Below are 16810 nucleotides of genomic sequence, written 5' to 3' on the forward strand. Positions count from 1 at the left end.
GTCTTCCTGCCGGATACCCTCTTGCGAAGTGCCCGTCGCAAGTCCGGCTGCTCGCTCCCGAAGAAGCCAACTCAGCCCTCCAAAACCCATGTCGTACCCGACCCAATACCCGAGCTCTAGCTCTTCCCGCCGTCTTGCTCTCCAGCTTGCGGCTCTTGCCACGTTCGCGACGATTGCACCGGCTTTTGCTGCGACCTCCATTTACACGCCTGCTTCTGGAACCGCTGACCTTTGGTCGGCTGGGACTCATTGGGATGTTGCGCCAGCCAGTGCTGCGACCACGCGGCTGACCTTTGTCGGCGACAATACGACCGTGCTCGGCAATTCGCTGGTGAATGCGAACACGGATGATGTTTCCGGCGAGTTCCTGCTGAACATCCTGGATCTGCAAGGCACCGGGCCGGCCACGGGCGGTGGCACGATCACGGTGAATGCCGGGGGATCTGCGACGGGGCTCACGCTGGCGACGGATGTTGCGACGCCGATCGTGAATCTCAATGCGCTTTCGGGAGGATCGAGCCTGACCTATCAGGTGAATCCCATCCTCACGCTGGCTAGTGATGCGACCTTCACTGGCGCGGGCACGGCCGCGTTCAAGTTTTCCGGCGGCGTGAATGGCGCGGGCCGAACGCTGACGAAGACGGGTGCCAGCCAGATGTCGATCGGGGGATCGACTTCGCTGGAGTCGCTTTTGGTCGGCTTCAACAATGGCAGCGCCGGAAGCGGTGGTGCGGGTGGAAAGATCACCGGCGAGGCAGGGAGTTTCCTGAGCGTGGGGACCGGCACCGGCGCGGTCCGAATCGGATCGATCAATAGTTCGGTTCTCGGTCCGACCGCGGTGGGTGCGGTCGATCTTTCCGCGGCATCGAGTTTCAATGCCAACGTGACCGAGTTCTTCGTGGGCGTGAACTACGGCGGCTCCGCGAGTTCGGGGGATGGCACGCTGAACCTCTCCGCAAGCAACACGATCACGGCAACTACGACGTTTGCCGTAGGTCGCAGCGCGGGGAATTTTAACACGCCGATCGCGACGGCCACGATCCCTGCGAACAGCACCACCGCGATCAATACACCGCTGATGCACATCGGCCAGGGAAAGGCGAATGCCTCATTCACGGTGGGCAACGGCTCGACCTTCGACCTGGCGGGTGTCAGCGGAGGGCGTGCGGAATTCTGGGTGGGTCACAATGACCAGACCGGCTCGGGCGCGTGGAGCAGCACGGCGGACTTCGGCAGCGGCACTTTCCACGGCTACCTCACCGCGATGTCGATCGGTCGCAAGGCTGCAAACTCCAGCGGCAATGCCACTGGTGCGGTGACCTTTGGCAATAGCGACCAGAATGATTTCAATCTCAGCGCCTCGGGCAGCCCGCTGGTAGTCGGCCGGTATGATGCAGGTACGACTGGGGTGGGCACCGGCACGTTGACGATCGGTCATCTCGGCTTCTCCAGCTCGATCACTTCGACGAACAACAGCGCGGCGATCCTGATCGGCACCAGCGTCGGCTCCGCGATCACCGCGCAGCGGGCAGTGGGCACCCTGAACCTGGGTCCGGGCAGCCTCACGCTGAATACCACCGGCGCCGGGATCTCGGGCGACCTCTCGCCGAACCCGCTCAATAGCAGCACGGTGAAGTTCAATGGCACGACGCTGATCTCAGGTGCATCGAGCGCGGGCTTCATCCAGAACCTCACGAATGCGCGGATCTCCGATGGCGGGCTAACCATCGCGACGGGCAACAATTCCAACATCACCGTCCCCCAAGGCCTGACCCATGATCCTGCCGGTGCGGCTACTGATGGTGGCCTGACGAAGGACTATCCCGGCATCCTGACGCTGACTTCCACGAATAGCTATACGGGGAACACGAAGGTTCTCGGCGGCACGATTTTCTTCAGCAAGACGGCGTCGCTGCCGGGCTTCGCGACACCGGGGCGGCTTTCGGTGGGTGAGTTCGGCGGGCTTGGCATGAATGTCGGCGGCGCGGGTGAGTTTACGCTGGCCCAGCTTGAGACGTATCGCACGAATGGCACGTTTCTGGGGACCTATCATCCGCTCATTCTCGATACCGCGAATGCCGGCGCGGATCAGACCTATACGAGTTCGCTGACGCAGATGGGTGCCTTCGCGAAACGCGGGGCGAACAAGCTGACGCTGGGGAACGACGTGGACTTGAAAGGTTCACTCGATGTGGGTCTCAACAACAGCGGCGGCACGCTGGTGATCGGCGCGGGCAAGGATTTCAGCCTGTCGCTGTCCGATTTGAATGGCCTTGGCGCGGTGAATCTCGGGGTCTGCACCGGCGCGACGAATTCGCTCGGCACGTTTGATGCCTCGGCGGCGGACAGTTTCGCGATGGAGGTGTCCACCTTGCGTTTGGGCACCACCATTGGTGCTGGCACTGCTGGAGGAAACCTCTCGCTGCCGGCGAATTCCTCGATCCTCGCACACACGGACATTGTCATCGCGGACAGCAACAACACCTTCAATAACGTCAACTCGACGATTACCACAGGTGCGGGTGGCACGGCCACGGTGCGCACGCCGGTGCTCCAAGTGGGTCACGGCAAGGGCCGCGGCTTCCTGACGGCGGGGGCAGGTTCCACCATCGATCTCGCGGGGCCGGACGGCGGGCGCACGGCGATGCAGGTGGGGAACACCCCCGTTGCAGGCGGCAGTGGCAGCTGGAGCGGCACCGCAAACTTCGCGCCGGGAACTTTCACCGGTGCGCTGAGCAGCCTGATCGTGGGCGACATCAATGCGAGCAGCGCTTCCACCTCCGTGTTCGGCACGCTGACCCTGGGGACCAGCTCGTCCAATCATCTCGACATCGAGGGCGCGGGCACACCGGTGGTGATCTCCCGCTATGCGGGAAATACCAGCGGTCAAGCTTACGGGTTCGTGACGATCGGCAATGCGGGTAGCAGCACGATCACCAGCACGGACAATGGCACCGCGGTGCTGATGGCAAGCGGCGGTGCCAGCGGCACGACCAAAGCCTCTGCCTGCCTCAACCTGGGTGGCGGCACCTTGACCATCACCACCACCGGCCGGGGGATCGCGGGAGATACCGCGAACGCTGCGAACCTGAGCATCCTCAGCTTCGATGGCACCACGATGAAAGCCGGGGCTGACAGCGGACAATGGATCGAAAGCCTCAGTCGCGCGGAGATCCGCAGCGGAGGGGTCACCATCGATACCAATGGCCACGGCATCACCTCCGGCCAGCCTCTCGTTCACTCGACCAATGGAACGCTCGCGGTCACCTTGACCAATGGCGGCACCGGCTACACCACCGCGCCCACGGTCACGGTCGTGGGTGGTGGAGGCTTCGGCGCAAATGCCGTCGCCACGATTTCCGGCGGGGCGGTGACTGGCGTGACCCTGGGCGGCGTGCAGAACTACAACAGCGCGCCGACGCTTGTCTTCAGCGGTGGCGGTGGCACGGGTGCCGCCGCGACGGTGGCGCACACGGCTACCGAGCCTGCGGTCGACGGCGGCTTGACCAAGAGGGGCGCGGGAACCCTGTTCCTGGATGCCACCCACTCCTATACCGGTAGTACTACGATTCTCGAAGGTGAGCTGATGCTCGGTGCTGCCAGCTTGCCGGATGGCTCCGGGGTGAGCATCGCCGCGGGTGCCACGCTGAATCTGGTCCATGGTGCGACGGACACGGTGGCCGCTCTCACTCTCGGTGGAGTGCCCGCTTCCATCGGTGTGTGGGGCTCGGTGGGGTCCGGAGCACCGAATACCAGTCCGCGGATCACGGGGACGGGTCGTCTCAATGTGCTGACCGGACCTGGAGGTGCCGATCCTTATGATACTTGGGCCAGCCAGATTGCGAATCCGGCTGACCGAGACCGTGCGGATGATCCGGATGGCGACGGTTTTACCAATGACCTGGAATATCTCTTCGGCACCTCGCCGATCACCGGTGATGGCGCGTTGGTGCACAGCACGGTGGTGGGATCGAATCTCATCGTGCGGTGGAACCAGCTGGAAAGCGGCGGTGTCTATCAGCTGCAGGAGAGCACCACGATGGTGAATCCATGGACGGTGAGCGGGGTCGTTCCCGCGGTCGCCGGCGATCAAAGCGGTGTCCCGTCCAGCTATGATCGCATGGAAGCCACGGTGCCGATCGCCGGGCCGCGGAAGTTCGTGCGGGTCAGCGCGGTGGAGGATTGAGGTCTGATTTCAGCAAGACGTTTAGTGGGTTCTTTCGTCCTGGAGAAAGGGCACCGGTCCGCGAGGGCCGGTGCTTTTTTATTCATGCTCTCCGCTTCAGAAACTCCGCAGGCGACACGCCGTGGACGCGCTTGAAGACGCGAGAGAAGTGGAAGGGATCGAGGCCGAGGGCTTCGGCGACTTCGCGGACGATCATCTGTCCGGCATCGAGCAGGGCGGCGGCGTGGCGCATGCGGCAGCGGAGCAGGGCGTGGTAGGGCGATTCGTGACCGTGGCGGGCGAAGAGTCGGGAGAGGTAAGCAGGCGAGAGATGGCAGGCGGCGGCGACTTGGGCGGCGGTGGTGAATTCCAGGAAGCGTTCTTCAATGCAGGCGCGGCATTTCAGGTAGGTCTGGAAGGATTGCTCGTGGCTACTGTCTGTGACGACGGATTCGCCCAGAGTCAGTAGCAGGACTTCCGCTTGCAGGGCGGCGATGCGTGCGGCCTGCGGACCGGCGCGGCGGCCGGTTTCGAGAAGCGACTCGAAGGCTTGTTCGACCTCCTCGGGATTTCCCGCGAGGCGGCAAGCGCCGGGCGCGAGGCTGGCGGCACGCAGCAGGCCGATGCCTTCACGGCCGGTGAAGTCGAGGAAGTACTTCCGCAGGGGATCGGCGGGATTGCTTTCGATGCGGTGGGCGCGGCCGGGGCCGTAGGAGAAGACAGCGCCGCGGGCCAGCGGCCATTGCTTTCCGGCAAGTGTCAGCGTTCCCGTGCCACCGGTGACGAACTCGAGGCAAAAGAAGGGAAAGTCGGTGCGCTCGACGCGGAAATCCGGGGCGCATGCTTCCCAGCCGCCGCAGACGACGGTGAGCTTCGGCCCGGGGGGCGGATTGAGATTCAGGTAGAAGCGGCGTGCTTCCGTGACTTGCCGGGAGACAAAGGATGGTGGTTCAGCGGCAGTCCGATTCACGATTTTCAAGATGCTTTGCCTGATTTTCGGGTCAAGGATCGTCATGGATTGATCAAGATCCGCCATGGCCACGCCGCCGCGGGCGGACCCATGCTGTGCGTCTGACCCTTTATCGATGAAAACCCGTCCGCTCGGTTCCACCGGCCTCCAAGTTCCCGTCCTCGGCTTCGGCGCGTCGTCGCTGGGGTCTGTCTTCCGTGAAGTCTCGCTGGCTGATTGTGTGGCCACGGTTCAGGCGGCGCTGGAGGGCGGGATGAATTTCATCGATGTCTCGCCGTCGTATGGCGAGACTCTGGCGGAGCTGCGGCTGGGCCGGGCGCTGGAAGGGGTGCCGAGGGAGTCGTATCTGCTGGCAACGAAGATCGGCAGCTACTCCGAGCCGCGCGGTGACTATGATTTCTCAAAGGCGAGCACGGAGCGGAGTGTGGAGCACAGCCTGAAGCGGCTGGGTGTGGATTATGTGGATTTGATCCAGTGCCACGACATCGAATTCGCGGACCACGATGTGATCGTGAACGAGACGCTACCGACGCTGCTGGAGCTGAAGAAGCAGGGATACGTGCGGCACATCGGGATCACCGGGCTGCCGCTGAAGATCTTCGCGCCTATCCTCGATCGGGTGGAGCCGGGGGTGGTGGAGACCATTCTCTCCTTCTGTCACTATGAGCTGAACGATACCTCGCTCGGCGACTTGATTCCGTATTTGCAGGAGAAGGGCGTGGGGGTCATCAATGCCTCGCCGACGGGCATGGGTCTGCTGACGCAGCGCGGCGCGCCTTCATGGCATCCGTCGACACCGGCGATCCAAGAAGGTTGCCGGAAGGCGATGGAGCATTGCCGGGCGAAGGGCGTGGATATTGTGCGGCTAGCGATCCAGTTCGCTTGTGATGACGAGCGGATCGCGTGCACGCTGGTGGGATCTGCGAATCCGGAGAACATCCGGGCGAACATCGAGCATCTGGAAGCACCGCGTGATCCGCAGCTGCTGGCGGAGGTGATGGAGATCCTTGAGCCGATCCACAATTTCAATTGGACCCGCGGGCTGCCGCAGCATCGGGATGTGATTCTCGGATAAGTTTGCTAGTTTTCAGGAAAGAGTCCCATGCGCTTCTTCGATCTCTCTCAACCGCTCTTCGATGGATGCCCGAATTGTCATGTGCATCCGCCGGTGAGCTTGCCCGTGACGGCGGATCATCCGGCTGATGGATGGCGGATGGAGGAGTTTCACATGGCGTCGCATACCGGCACGCATCTGGATGCGCCGCTGCATAAGATCGCGGGTGGAGCGTCGATTGATGCGCTTCCGCTGGAGGCGTTTTGTGGCGAATGCTGCATTCTTGATCTCACGCATCTTTCAGCCGGGCATCCGATCGGGCCGGATGATTTGCGCGGGGCAGAGGCGGGGAAGATCCTGCTGCTGAATACCGGCTGGGGTCACAAGCGGGCGAAGACGGATGAGTGGATCCATGGTTCGCCTTACCTTGCGCCGGATGGGGCGCAGTGGATTGTGGATCGCGGGATTCCGGCGGTGGGTATCGATCACTTCTCCATCGGTGGCACCGGGCCGTACAATACGCCGACGCATGAGATCCTTCTCGGGAATGGCGTGTGGGTGATCGAGGAGCTGTGCTTTCGCGAGGGGTGGCAGGAGTTTGCCGATGGGGCTAGCTTCATGTCGCTGCCGCTGTTGTTGCCGGGGTTTTCCGGTTCGCCGTGCCGGGCGGTGCTCTTTAAGAATCCATGAAACTTCTGGTTCACATTCATCCGGACGACAATGTCGCGGTGGCACCACAAGCGATCGCGGCGGGAACGTGCGATGGCCAGCTTGAGTTCGCCGACATTCCCGCGGGACACAAGGCGGCGCTGCGGGCGATTCATGCGGGTGAGCCGGTGATCAAGTATGGGTTTCCGATTGGTCTGGCGACCGAGGAGATTGCGGCGGGTGAGCATGTCCATGTCCACAACGTCCGCACCGGGCTCGCGGAGGATACGGAGCTGAGATACGAGAGTTCCAGTAGTTCGATTTCCTCAGCGGGCAACGTGCCGACTTTCATGGGGTATCGACGGCCTGATGGCAGGGCTGCCACGCGCAATGAGATCTGGATCGTCAATACGGTGGCTTGCGTGAATGTGCCGAGCCAGCGTATCGCTGATCTGGCCGCGCGTGAGTTTGTGACGGCCGGAGGTGCGATTGATGGGATTCATGCCTTCACCCATCCCTATGGTTGTTCGCAGCTCGGCGACGACTTGGGCCACACACGCAAGATCCTCGCGGGATTGGTGAGACATCCGAATGCCGCGGCGGTGCTGATTCTTGGCCTCGGGTGTGAGAACAACACGCTGAAGTCCTTCCTGGCTGAAGCTGGCACGCTTGATCCGCAGCGGGTGAAGTTTTTCAATGCACAGGAGGTGCAGGATGAAATCGAGCACGGGCTGACTGCGGTGCGTGAGTTGGTTGCTTACGCCTCGCAGTTCAAGCGTGAGCCGATTTCCGCGAGTGAGCTGGTGCTGGGGATGAAGTGTGGAGGTAGCGATGGATTCAGCGGGATCACGGCGAATCCATTGGTAGGGCGGATTTCGGAGAGGATCTCGGCATGGGGTGGCACGGCCATTCTAACAGAGGTGCCGGAGATGTTCGGCGCCGAGGCTCCGCTTTTCAGCCGCTGCGATAGCGAGGCGACCTTCAACGATGCGCTCGGGATGGTGAATGAGTTCAAGGAATACTTCCGCCGGCATGGGGAGGCGGTGCATGAGAATCCTTCGCCCGGGAACAAAGAAGGTGGTATTACCACGCTGGAGGAGAAGTCGCTGGGTTGCATCCAGAAGGGCGGCCGCGCTCCGGTAAAGCAGGTGGTGGGCTATGGCGAAGCGGCGAAGCAGGGGCTGGGTGGGTTGTGTCTCGTGGAAGCGCCCGGCAATGACGGTGTTTCCTGCACCGCTTTGGCTGCCGCGGGAGCGCATGCGATTCTCTTCACGACTGGCCGGGGGACGCCGCTGGGGGTGCCGGTGCCGACGCTCAAGATTGCTTCGAATCATTCGCTTGCGGAGCGCAAGCCGGGGTGGATCGACTTTGATGCGGGGCGTTTGTTGGAGCCGGACGCTTCGGCCGATCAGGTTTCCGATGATTTGATGGCGCTCATCCTTGATGTCGCTTCCGGCAAGGAGGCGAAGAATGAACGCAATGGCTTCCGCGAGATCACCATTTGGAAACAAGGGGTGACGCTGTGAAATCCCGATCTTCTGTCTCTCCTCCATGATTCTCCAATTCGGTGCCGGCAATTTTCTCCGCGCGTTTGTCGATCTGTTCGTTTCGCAGACGGGCTTTGATCGCATCGTCGTCGTTCAATCCACCGGCATTGAGCGGGCCGAGGCGTTGAATCGCGCGGATGGGAAGTATCACGTGGCGATCCAAGGATTCGCTGGCGGCCGGGTGATTGATGAGACCGAGGAGGTCATTTCGATCCGCGAGGCGCTCCATGCTGGCACGCAGTGGGACCATGTTCTTGATGCGGCGCGCGATCCGGAGTTGCGCTGGATTGTCTCCAATACGACCGAGGCAGGCTTCGCCCTGGATGATTCGGATTTGGCGAATGAGAGCGTGCCGCGGTCGTTTCCGGCCAAGCTCTTGGCGGTATTGCTTTCACGGCATGCGGCTGGTTTGCCCGGGGTGATGGTGCTGCCGTGCGAACTCATCGAGCACAATGGCGACCGGCTGCGTGAACTGGTGCTAGAACAGGCGGCTCGCTGGCAGGTGTCACAGGAGGCCGTGGCGTGGTTGAAGGATGGATGCTCGTGGGTGAACAATCTCGTCGATCGCATCGTGCCGGGGGCGCCGAAGGAGCATCCGTTGTTAGGAAAGGATCCGCTGCTGTTGTCCGCCGAGCCGTTTGCGTTCTGGGCGATTGAGACGGCGGGGGAGTTTCCGTTGAAGCACCCGGCGATCGTCACCGCGCCGGACATCACGCCGTATTACTTGAGAAAGGTCCGCATCCTGAATGGGCTGCACTCCGCGCTGGTCTGCCATGCGATGCCGATGGGCATCGAGACGGTTCGCGAGGCGGTGGAGCATCCAGAGGTGGGGCCGTGGTTGGAGCGATTGCTCGTGGAAGAGATCGTCCCGGTTTTGGAGGGGCGGGTGGATGATCCGATCGGCTTCGGGCGCGCGACGCTGGATCGCTTCCGCAATCCCTTCCTGGAACACAAGCTCTCGGCCATCGCGCTCAATCATGAGGCGAAAGTGAAGGTGAGGCTGCTGCCGACCTACGAGGAGTATCGTAGCAAGTTCGGCAGAGAGCCGGAGCTTCTGTCGAAGCTTCTTGGGAAATCCCAATAAACGAACAGGCCTGTCTCGGCGAATTCGTCACTGAGCCTCATTGTCGGACATCAAGTCGTCCTCAGTTCCCCATTTCTGGTCAGGGCCCCTGGATAAGGCGATGGCCGATCTATCGAAGTCCACCTGCTTCCCGCGAAATGAGAGTGTGATCGCTGTCTTTCCAGGTGGTCGGAGGATGACTCGCACTGGATTGCCCCAGGCATCATAAATTCCCTCGGCTTTGTTCCCGGAGGAGTAAACGATCCCCCCTTGCTCCTTGTGTTTGGTATTTCGCCCGGTAAGGAAAACGATCTGGCGCGGGTTTTGCATATCACTCTGTGCCCCTTGCTCTTTGCCCAAGAGGACAGTGATCAATTTGACGGCTTCCGGGCCTTCCATTTCGAAATCCAACGCGGAGGCCTTGGGGAGTCTTCCATATTCGCTTTCGAAGCGTTCGATCGCCTGAGCGAGAACTGGGAGATCGGTGAGGGTAGGATCGATTCGAGGTATCCTTGATGCCACGAAGACGATAGCCGATACCGCGATGACGCAGACAATCAAGACGCTCACAATCGCCTGTTTCTGAATGCTGCATCCGTTGTTCGTACCTTCTTTCATCGTCAGTCGAGTCCCTATGCAAATCCATAGCCGAAAACCTCGCTTTGCCCGCAAGATTCTCCATCCCGATGAGTAAAATGCATCCCGCTGTCATGGGTGCAAGCCATCACCCCATCGCGGCATTGCCAAAAAATCTCCATTCGCTTCACTCGCATCCGATGAAACCCGTCGCTCTTCTTTTTCTTCTCCCTGCTCTGGCCTTCGCCCATCCTGATCATGGCACTGAGCCGGGCAAGGAGGTCGATGCTCCCGTGCACACTGGCAATGGCGCGTGGTCGTATGAGGCCATTCCGCATTGGGGCGAGCTGCCGGATGGCAAGAACCTGGGGCCGCTTCATGGCGGCGTAGTGATCGATCCGAAGACCGGGCTCATTTACGTTTCCACCGATGCCCCGCACGGCATTCTCGTGTATCAGCCGGACGGGAAGCTGGAGAAGACCATAGCACCGGAGTGCTCGGGTTTCCATGCGATGGCGGTGCGTGAGGAAGGTGGCAAGACCGTGATCTACGGTGCCCAGCTTACCGGTCCGAAGCCGCTGCGCGTGTGCAAGATCGATACCGAGGGCAAGATCCTGCTCGAGATTTCCAAGGAGACCGCCGGTGACGTGCAGGGCGGTTGGAATGGTCTGACCGCGGTGACCGTGGCGCCAGACGGCGATATCTTCTGCTCGATGGGCTACGGCGCGCAGTTCATCCACAAGTTCGATGCCAAGGGGAAGCGCATCAAAACCTTCGGCGGGAAGGGGAATGGCGACGGGCAGACGAGCTGCAGCCACGGGATGGCGATCGACACCCGCTTCGGTGAACCGCGGTTGCTGGTCTGCGACCGTGAAAACCGCCGGATTGTCCATTTCGACCTCGATGGGAAATGGATCGGCGTCTACGCGACGAACCTGCGACGGCCGTGCACTGTTTCCATCCTCGGTGACTTCTGCGCGGTGGCCGAGCTGGAAGCGCGGGTGACCATTCTCGACAAGACCGGCACGCCGGTCGCCTTCCTCGGTGACAATCCGGACAAGAAGCAGTGGGCGACCAACCAAGTCCCGTTCGACCAACTGAAGCCGGGCATTTTCAGCGCCCCGCACGGCCTGACGTTCGACAAGGACGGCAATCTCTACGTGCAGGATTGGAATGTCAGTGGCCGGGTGACGAAGTTGAAGAAGCTCTGAGCCAAGGCAGGAGAATGCTTTGAATCCTCAGGCCGGGGTCGATGGATCCCGGCCTCTTTGTGTCTGGAGGTCTATCTGGAAGCCGCTGGAACAGGTTTGTCCCGTGAGGTGGTCAGAAATGCGCGTGTCGCATTTCTACCATGAATTTGTCACGGGATACTGCCCCGCTTGCGGCTTGCCAGAGGGGTTTCGCGCCCTACCCTGCGCCCCCTGTCCGACATCCTAGAACGCCAATGAATACCGCCATCCTCTCCCAAGCCGCGACCCAAGCCCGCGGCCTCGCCATGGACGCCGTCCATGCTTGCAACTCCGGCCACCTGGGCCTGCCGCTCGGCTGCGCGGAGATCGGTGCCGTCCTTTACAGCGGCGCACTCCGCCAGAATCCGGACGCTCCGAAATGGCTCAACCGCGACCGTTTCATCCTCTCCGCCGGCCACGGCTCGATGTTCCTCTACACGTGGCTCCACCTCTCCGGCTACGCACTACCGCTGGATGAGCTGAAGCGCTTCCGCCAGCTCGGCTCCCACACCCCGGGTCACCCGGAGTCCTTCGAAACCGTCGGTGTTGAAGCAACCACGGGCCCGCTCGGCCAGGGCATCGGCAATGCGGTCGGCTTCGCCCTTTCCGGCAAGCGCGCCGCGGCGAAGTTCAACACCGCCGACCACGTCATCTTCGACCAGCACGTCTTCGCCCTGCACGGCGACGGCTGCCTTCAGGAAGGCGTCGCGAAGGAAGCGATCGCCTTCGCCGGCCACGTGGGCCTCGATAACCTGATCCTCATTTACGATTCCAATGACGTCACCCTCGACGCCATGGCCGTGAAGACCCAGGGCGAGGATGCGGAGGCTTATTTCAAGTCCCAGCAGTGGGATGCCGTGACCATCGACGGCCACGACTTCGCCTCCATCGCCGCCGCGATCGAGAAGGCGAAGATCGACAAGAACGGCCGCCCGAAGGTCATCATCGCCAAGACCCTGATCGGAAAGGGCATCCCGCAGGTCGCCGGCACTGCCGCGGCGCACGGTGAAGGCGGCGCGAAGTTCATCGATGAAGCCCGCGCGACCCTCGGCCTGCCAGCTGACCAGCACTTCTACGTCTCCTACGAAGTCTACGCCCACTTCGCCGCCGTGAAGGCCGAGTCGAAGAAGGGTTACGATGCGTGGAAGGCTACCTTCGACGCGTGGACTGCCGCGAACCCGGAACTCGCCGCCGAGCTGAATGGCTCCGTGCCGAGCGATCTTTCCTCGAAGATCCCGGCCTTCGCCGCCGACTACAAGGACGCGACCCGCGGCGCGGGTGGCGTGGTGGTGCAGGCGCTGGCCAAGGCCGTGCCGCAGTTCATCACCGGTTCGGCTGACCTTTACGGCTCGACCAAGAACTACATCAAGGATGGCGGCGACTTCTCCGCTGAGAACCCCGGCGGCCGCAATATTTGGTTCGGCATCCGCGAGCACGCGATGGGCGCCATCTGCAATGGCATCGCTTATGACGGCCTCTTCCGTGCGTCCGGCGCGACCTTCATGGTCTTCGCCGACTACGTCCGCCCGTCGATCCGCCTTGCCGCGCTTTCGAAGCTGCCGGTGACCTACATCTTCACCCACGACTCCGTGGGTGTCGGCGAAGACGGCCCGACCCACCAGCCGGTGGAAACCGTCAGCGGCCTGCGCGTGATCCCGAATCTCGACGTGATCCGCCCGGCCGATGCCGAGGAGACCGCCGGTGCGTTCGTCGCCTCGCAGCTCCGCAACGATGGCCCTACGATGCTCAGCCTGACCCGCCAAGCGGTGCCGCTCATGAACGAGCTGTCCGTCGAAGAGCGTCGCGAAGGCGTGCTCAAGGGTGCCTACATCGCGAAGAAGGAAACCGGCGACCTGAAGCTCATCCTCATGGGCTCCGGCTCCGAGCTGCAGCACGCGATCGCTGCCGCGGCTGAACTCGGGGACGGCGTCCGCGTCGTTTCCGTCCCGTGCTTCGAGCGCTTCGACCGCCAGGGTGCCGACTACAAGGAAAGCGTGCTTCCCGCCGCGGTCACCAAGCGCATCGCCATCGAAGCCGGTGTCTCCGACCTGTGGTGGAAGTATGTCGGCCTCGGCGGCAAGGTGCTCGGCATCGACCGCTTCGGCATCAGCGCCCCGGGCAATACGGTGATGAAGGAACTTGGCATGACCAAGGACCACGTCGTCGCCGCGGCGAAGGCGCTGTAATCCGGCCTGTTTTTGATCAAAGCGCGCTCTCCTCGCGGGGAGCGCGCTTTTTTCGTGTCGCAGACGGCCGCCACAAGGGGGCCGGAACGAGGGTTTGCCTCCGATTCTTCCGTGGGGCAAAATGTCAGCATGCGCCGAGTATTGGGACTGCTGCTGATACCGGGATTGGTCTGCGCGGAGCGGATCAATCAGGAGGGGCGCATCCTTGGCGACGTCCCCACGGTGACTCAATCCGTGCTCTTCAATACCCCGCAGGCGGACGCCGTGGTGTCCGCGATGCAGATCATGCCGCGGGACAATCCTTGGAATGAGGATATCTCCACTCGGCCGGTGCTTTCGAATAGTCCGCAGATGATCACGAAGATCGGCAGCGAGTTGGCCTCGGACCGGCAGAATTTGCGCCTGTTCGAGGAGATGAACTACGTGCTGGTTCCCGAGTCGCAGCCGAAGATCCCGATTTCCTTTTTCGAGTATGACGATGAGTCGGATCTCGACGGCGGCACTATTCCGGTCGGGCTCTATCCGATTCCCACGAACCTGCCGGTGGAAACCTGGCCGACGGGGACCGGCAGCATGACGCTGGAGGATTGGCAGGCGGATGATGATGATAGCGACCGCCATTCCATCACCGTGAAGCCGGGCTCCGGGTTCATCTGGGAGACGTGGATGACCAAGCGGATCGGGACTTCATGGGAAGCGGCGAACGGCGCGAAATTTTCCCTGAATTCGAATGCCCTTCGACCCGCCGGTTGGACCTCTGGTGATGCGGCGGGCTTGCCGATGTTTCCGGCGCTGGTGCGCTACGACGAGTGCCAGCGCGGGATGGTCGAGCACGCCATGCGGATCGTGGTGGCGCACACCCGGCGTGCCTATATTTATCCTGCGACCCATCACGCTTCCAAACCAGACACGACCGACGCCAACACACCCGCGATGGGCCAGCGGCTGCGTTTGAAGGCGGACTTCGTGATCCCCACGAGCTGGACGATCCAAGAGAAAGCAGTGGCGCTCGGGCTGAAGAAATACGGTGCCTTTGTGGCGGACAATGGCGGTTTCTTTTCGATCTCGATCACGCCGGACGATCGCTATCCCTCGGGCTGCTTCAACCATTTGAAGACTCTCTTGGTCACCAACTTCGAGGTGATCCAGACGACCGGTGCCACCGAAGGTCCTCGCTCGGCCGGGACGCTTACCGCGAATGCCGGTCCCGACGTCAGCGTGACAACGGGGAGCAATGCCAACCTTAGTGGCGTAGTCACCAGCACCTTGGTGTCGACGGTGCAGTGGAAGCTCTACTCCGGGCCTGCCACGGTCACCTTTGGAAACGCGAGCCAGGCGATCACGACAGCGACCTTTCCCGTGCCCGGCACCTACACGCTCATGCTGAGCGCGAAGGATGGCGTTCACACCCCGGCTTATGACGCGGTGAAGGTCGAGGTGACCTTGCCAGTGACCGTGACGCGCGTGGGCGGCGACATCCGTGTCTCATTCCCAAGCGTGAGCGGCCACAATTACCGCGTGGAACGGAGCGGTGATCTCAGTGCGTGGCAAGCGGTGGGCGCGAATGTTCCGGGAACAGGGGGCATGCTCCAGGTGACCCATACGGGAGCGTCGGGGGCCAAGCAGTTCTACCGGGTGGTGGTGCTGGATTGAGGTCGTGGAGGATCTCCACTTGATCACACGCATTTCAATCGCTCCCATCGTCTGGCTTCATGGAACTCGACCAGTCTGATCTCGCCGGCCGCTTCATTCGATGGTGTCGCAAAGGCGGTGCATCGGAGTCTGAAGCGGAAGAGCTTTGGTCGGCTCTTTCAGCGCTCTATCAGGAGCCTCACCGCCACTATCACAACCTGACCCACATCGCCGCGTCGCTGGCGGAACTCGATGCCACGGAAGAGGGGGCTTCCGCGCTGGAAGGCGCGATTTGGTTTCACGACGTGATCTATGACCCGACGCGATCGGACAACGAGGAAGCCAGTATCGTCTGGTTCGACGAGGCCACTGCGGAGTGGCTGGCATCAGAGGAAAGGAGCCCCATTTTCCGATTGATCTCCGCCACCGACTTCCGTTTGCCGCGTTCAGATAATGAAGGTGAGGCGCTGATGGCGGACATCGACCTCGCCATCCTTTCGGCGGACTGGGTGGTCTACGATGCCTATCGTAGGGCCGTGCGACGTGAGTACGCGCATGTGCCGGACGAGGCGTTTCGCGCCGGACGTGCGAAGGTAATGGCGTCCTTTTTGGAGAAGCCCATCTACCGCACGCCTCACTTTATTCCTCGCGAGGAAAAAGCGCGCGAAAACATCTCCAGAGAACTCGATTTGCTGGCCTCGGGTGGGCAGCTCGATGGATGATCCTCACTATCGGCTTGCACACTGCCGCGAATGGACGACATCGGAAGCCATGGAACTAGACTTGCTAGGCACCCACGCAGACCGCGCTTATCCGATTCTCGCCGGGCTGGTGGTGCCGCGGCCGATTGCTTGGGTTACGACGCTGCATGAGAACGGGACCGTCAATGTGGCGCCGTTTTCGTTCTTCAACGTCTTCGGCGATGATCCGCCGCTGGTGATTTTCGCGCCGGGTGATCGAGAGGATGGCACGCCGAAGGACAGCGCCCGGAATGCGAAGCGGACGGGGGAGTTCGTGGTGCACCTGGTGGATGAAAGCCTTGCCGAGGTGATGAACCGCACGTCCGCGCCGCATCCTGCCGGTGTGAGTGAAGCGGAGCATGAGGGGCTGACGCTGGTGGCTTCCTCGGTAGTGGCTGTGCCGCGCATTGCTGCGGCTCCGGCTTCACTGGAGTGCAAGGTTCACTCGATTCAGGAGATCGGCTCGAACCGGTTGGTGCTTGGAATTGTCCATCGGGTTCACGTGAGGAACGAGCTGATCGATGCGGAGAAGCTCCGGATTCGGCAGGAGGTGTATCATCCCATTGGCCGGATGGCGGTGCCGGACTGGTACTGCCACACAGCGGATTTGTTCGAGATGACGAGGCCGCGGTCCTTGTGATTCGTGGACGGAACGCCCACGCTCCTTAGGGCCCTATCAGAGCGCAGCCTTCGCGTAGCTGTCGAACACGTGCAGACCGGTTTCTTGTTCGGCGTTAGCCTGTGAATGTGCTCGCACAATCATCGAGATGAGCAGGGCAACGAGCAGGGCGATCAACACGTGATCGATGCTGATGCCGGCGAAATTCTTTTGCTTCGATTTCATGACCCTTGGCGATCGAGGGGTTTGATGAATGAGGGAGGAACCTTTGCTTCGTCCTTTTTCTATTCAACGAATGGGAATCCGTGAATGGGACTTTCGGTGCAATCGGAAGCGGGGGCCGCGCGCGCCGCATCCGACTTTGGTCGGAAGCGAACGGCG

The 16810-nt window shown here is 61.8% G+C and carries 13 protein-coding genes; 10 read left to right on the forward strand and 3 right to left on the reverse strand.

Annotation, left to right across the window (positions count from 1 at the left end):
• The first annotated feature begins 88 nt into the window (after positions 1-88).
• Positions 89-4186, forward strand: coding sequence for a beta strand repeat-containing protein (locus WKV53_RS21235; protein WP_341406814.1), 4098 nt, complete (start codon positions 89-91; stop codon positions 4184-4186).
• An 82-nt stretch (positions 4187-4268) separates the two neighbouring features.
• Here WKV53_RS21235 and WKV53_RS21240 read toward each other — a convergent pair whose 3' ends face one another.
• Positions 4269-5135, reverse strand: coding sequence for an AraC family transcriptional regulator (locus WKV53_RS21240; protein WP_341406815.1), 867 nt, complete (start codon positions 5133-5135; stop codon positions 4269-4271).
• A gap of 115 nt (positions 5136-5250) precedes the next feature.
• Here WKV53_RS21240 and WKV53_RS21245 point away from each other — a divergent pair, with 115 nt between their 5' ends.
• Genes WKV53_RS21245 through WKV53_RS21260 form a run of 4 tightly spaced genes read left to right on the forward strand, consistent with a single transcriptional unit; the run spans position 5251 to position 9468 of the window.
• Complete coding sequence (locus WKV53_RS21245) at positions 5251-6210, forward strand: aldo/keto reductase (protein WP_341406816.1); 960 nt, start codon at positions 5251-5253, stop codon at positions 6208-6210.
• A gap of 27 nt (positions 6211-6237) precedes the next feature.
• Positions 6238-6879, forward strand: a complete 642-nt coding sequence (locus WKV53_RS21250; protein WP_341406817.1) for a cyclase family protein — start codon at positions 6238-6240, stop codon at positions 6877-6879.
• Positions 6876-8363 carry a UxaA family hydrolase gene (locus WKV53_RS21255; protein ID WP_341406818.1) on the forward strand — a complete coding sequence of 496 codons (1488 nt, stop codon included), beginning with the start codon at positions 6876-6878 and terminating at the stop codon, positions 8361-8363. Before WKV53_RS21250 ends, WKV53_RS21255 begins: the two co-directional genes overlap by 4 nt.
• A 25-nt stretch (positions 8364-8388) precedes the next feature.
• Positions 8389-9468, forward strand: coding sequence for a mannitol dehydrogenase family protein (locus WKV53_RS21260; protein WP_341406819.1), 1080 nt, complete (start codon positions 8389-8391; stop codon positions 9466-9468).
• Between the two features lie 27 nt (positions 9469-9495).
• On the opposite strand, the gene WKV53_RS21265 is transcribed toward WKV53_RS21260, so the two are convergent.
• A complete protein-coding gene (locus WKV53_RS21265; protein WP_341406820.1) occupies positions 9496-10065 on the reverse strand; it encodes a hypothetical protein in 570 nt (189 codons plus the stop codon).
• 158 nt (positions 10066-10223) lie between these two features.
• Between WKV53_RS21265 and WKV53_RS21270 the strand changes: the two genes are divergently transcribed.
• The 5 genes from WKV53_RS21270 to WKV53_RS21290 all read left to right on the forward strand — a co-directional run bounded on the left by WKV53_RS21270 (position 10224) and on the right by WKV53_RS21290 (position 16450).
• Positions 10224-11234, forward strand: a complete 1011-nt coding sequence (locus WKV53_RS21270; protein ID WP_341406821.1) for an NHL repeat-containing protein — start codon at positions 10224-10226, stop codon at positions 11232-11234.
• A 233-nt stretch (positions 11235-11467) separates the two neighbouring features.
• Positions 11468-13438, forward strand: coding sequence for a transketolase (gene tkt, locus WKV53_RS21275; RefSeq protein WP_341406822.1), 1971 nt, complete (start codon positions 11468-11470; stop codon positions 13436-13438).
• A gap of 129 nt (positions 13439-13567) precedes the next feature.
• The gene (locus WKV53_RS21280) at positions 13568-15091 is read left to right on the forward strand and encodes a PKD domain-containing protein (RefSeq protein ID WP_341406823.1); all 1524 of its coding nucleotides are present in this window, start codon (positions 13568-13570) and stop codon (positions 15089-15091) included.
• Between the two features lie 59 nt (positions 15092-15150).
• Positions 15151-15792, forward strand: coding sequence for an HD domain-containing protein (locus WKV53_RS21285; RefSeq protein ID WP_341406824.1), 642 nt, complete (start codon positions 15151-15153; stop codon positions 15790-15792).
• A gap of 49 nt (positions 15793-15841) precedes the next feature.
• On the forward strand, positions 15842-16450 hold the full coding sequence (locus WKV53_RS21290; RefSeq protein WP_341406825.1) for a flavin reductase family protein: 609 nt from the start codon (positions 15842-15844) through the stop codon (positions 16448-16450).
• Between the two features lie 36 nt (positions 16451-16486).
• Here the strand turns inward: WKV53_RS21290 and WKV53_RS21295 are convergent, their stop codons facing one another.
• The gene (locus WKV53_RS21295) at positions 16487-16654 is read right to left on the reverse strand and encodes a hypothetical protein (protein WP_341406826.1); all 168 of its coding nucleotides are present in this window, start codon (positions 16652-16654) and stop codon (positions 16487-16489) included.
• Positions 16655-16810 lie beyond the last annotated feature (156 nt).

It is taken from the genome of Luteolibacter sp. Y139 (assembly GCF_038066715.1).
In the GTDB taxonomy this organism is placed as follows: Bacteria; Verrucomicrobiota; Verrucomicrobiia; order Verrucomicrobiales; family Akkermansiaceae; genus Haloferula; species Haloferula soli.